Source organism: Campylobacter lari (assembly GCF_004357905.1).
Lineage (GTDB): Bacteria > Campylobacterota > Campylobacteria > Campylobacterales > Campylobacteraceae > Campylobacter_D > Campylobacter_D lari_D.
This window is the reverse complement of record NZ_SMTT01000017.1, coordinates 1-3,164: the sequence shown is the minus strand read 5'-3', so window position 1 is coordinate 3,164 and position 3,164 is coordinate 1. Positions and strand designations below refer to the sequence as shown.

At 29.9% G+C, this 3,164-nt stretch carries 1 protein-coding gene; it reads right to left on the bottom strand.

Annotated elements, in window-relative coordinates; all coding sequences use genetic code 11:
- The coding region (locus E2O22_RS07750) for a two-partner secretion domain-containing protein (RefSeq protein ID WP_133319974.1) at positions 1–3,142 on the bottom strand (3,142 nt) is incomplete at its 3' end.
- Between the last annotated feature and the right edge of the window lie 22 nt (positions 3,143–3,164).

Genomic DNA, 3,164 nt, shown 5'->3' with positions numbered 1-3,164 from the left:
CAATAGGTTTATTAACATCAGGAGCTATTAATAAAGGAATAGTTTTAAAGTCTCCAGCTATGATAACTTTTTCAAATTCATTGTTATCTTTAAAATCTTGAAGCTTGCCTTTATAGTCGAGCAATTGTGCATAAAGAGTTTTAGCTTCAGTATTAAGTTTTATAATGGTGCTTTTAATACTTACAAATAAAGGGTCATTTTCATTTGCCAAGCCTTTTTCTATTAAAACTACATAATCATTATAAGCTTTTATAAATTTGGCTAATTCTTCTTGATTTTCATCAAGCAAGTGCTCAATATTAAAACCTTTTGATACTATATTTTCATTAAGAACTTTAAGCTCATTATATAGTTTGTTTTTTTTGTTATTAAAGTTTGTAAATTTAGCGCCAGCATTTATGAAAGATTTTTCAAAACTATCTTTTACTGTTTCATCAGTAAATTTAGCTTTGTTTATATCATGATCTTTATATGCATTTAAAAAGCTTAAGCTTTGTAATAATGCTCTAGCATCATTTTCTTTTACGCCTAAATATGTGGTTATAAATTTAATCTGCTCATCTTCTGTTTTATTTGATATATCGCTATACTCACTTAGCAATTTAGCTAATAATCTAATATCTATATTATAATGAACCTTATCAATATCATTTATAATATAATCCCATATATCATCGCTAATTAAATCATTTTCATCTAAAGTGGCTGTTTCGTTTTTAATCTTTTCTACATCAGGTCTAAAGATATCTTCACTTGGTTTTACTTCAAAATCAGTATTGAAACTAAAATAGCCATCCTTTTCATACAAGCCATAATCTTTTAGATCTTTATTAATTTGATTTTTAAATTCGGTGTATTTGTTATCATGATCACTGCTGTTGTATGAAATCTTTTTAAATCCATTTGTAGTATCCGCAATAGTGCCTTTTTCTGTTATATTTGGATGATATATAAAAATATTTTCATGTTTAGAGTCTGTTTTAGAAACAGCATGGAAAAGTCCAGCATACTCATTTGTTCCACCACCGTTTGCTTCGATTTTTGCACTAGGACTAAAGAATATATAAATATTTTTAAACTGATCTCTATCATCATCTACAGCAACAAATCCAGCAGCTCTTGTATTACCATCCATATAACCTGTTCCATCTGCTACAATAGAACCTATATTGTTTAAAACTATATTAGAAAAAATTTGCCCTATACCAGCAGAATATGCCATAAAGCCTGACGCATAGCTATTTTCTGCTTTATTAACACTTTTACTATAAATAGCTTTAATGTTATTTAAAACTATATTAGAATAATAATTTTGACCACTAGAGTATGCTACAAATCCAGCTGCACTACTATCATCACGAACCAACCATGGTAATGTAGGATGGTCGAAAGTTCCATTATTTTTAGCTTGAATTAAATCAATATTATTTAATACTATATGATTAAATTCATTAATTCTATCTCCACTAAAATCCCCTTGAGTTGAGTTAAAAAGATATCCTACAAAACCACCAACCCTTGCTCTTTCAGTATCTGTTTCTGCCATGATATTATCAATATTATGCAAAACAATATTATCAAATTTATGTCCTATGTTGCTATAATTATATACTCCAGACCATAAACCCCCAGTAAAGCCACCTACATAGGCAAAATCACCTTTACCGTAAATCTTTCCTATATCCATCAGAGCTATGTTGTTAAATGAGCTTCCTTTCATATAGCACCAAATATCATCATAGCAATTCACGCCATCCCAATCATCTAAATCTCCACCCCAATCTGCAATAATGCCTGCAAAACCGCCAACATAGCTAATATGATTTTTTGATTCTGCTTTTATTTCTTTAATACCTTTTAGTATGATATTACTTACATCACTACCATCCATAATCATACCAGCTATACCACCTGCATAAATAATGCCATCGTTTGAACCTATGATACTTCCTTGATTATAATCAACATTAAGATTTTTTAAAGTAGCGGCTCTTAATACGCCAAAAATTCCTAAATATTCTAGTTTATTTTCTAAGCTTGTCGTATCTATATTAATATTCTTAAGCGTAAAACCTTGACCATCAAAAATTTTATTAAAATAATTTTTATTATCATAGCCAACTATCATACTAGTAAATTCATTAGCATCTTTTTTACCATCACCATTTAAGTCAAACCAATAATTAGCGTAGTTTTGCTTTTTAAAATCGATATTAGCGGTTAATCTATACTCACTAGCTGTATCTCTAAAACCTTCTTTGTTTTCATTCCATCCTTTAGCAAAATACCACCAATCTTGCACAGAACCTATACCTACATATTCATCTACCTTAAAATTACCATTTTTTTTGCTTATTTTATTAAACACTTCAAAAGAACTAGGGTTGTAATAATATCCACTAGCGTTTAAATACATAGAACCTTTTGTTTTAGCATCAACATTTATTGATTGTATTTTGTCAGCATTTACACCAGCAACATTAACATAAACTTCATTGCCTTGTAAGTTTATATTTTCAGCATTGACTTTTCCAAATTTAATGCCATTGTGTTCTTTGTCCCAATTAGTATCAGCACTTAACATTACTTTATTACCTTGTAAAGTAATGTTTTTAGCATTAATAGTCCCCATGTTTACTACATTACCACCATTTGGTTTAAACACAGGAGAGAAAGAAGCACCTTGTGCTTTAAATTTATCAAAGTCTTCTGGTTTTAAAGACGAAGTTGAAGCCACAAAGCGATTAGCATTGATAGTTCCTGTTTTAGTAATGATTACCCCATTAGGATTAATTAAAAAGACATTATTACCACCTGCATTTAATATACCTTCTATGGTAGATTTACTTGTCCCATGAGCAATGTTTAGGTAGTTTTGACCACTTTGTCCTTCTCCAAATTTTACTTGAGCATTTTTACCTATACTAAAACCACCACCCCATTGGATAACATGATTACCACCTTGTGTTGTACCATTAACATACATAGTATTACCATCAATGTTTATATTACCTGTAGTCCCATGAGTAAATTTACCCCCACTAGGTAATTGATTTGGATTGATTGCCATTAGTGGAGAAAATAGCATTGATACTGTTATACCTGAGAGTATGATGTGATTTGATAGTTTATGTGTTTTCATAATTAATCCTTTTGGTGCATTG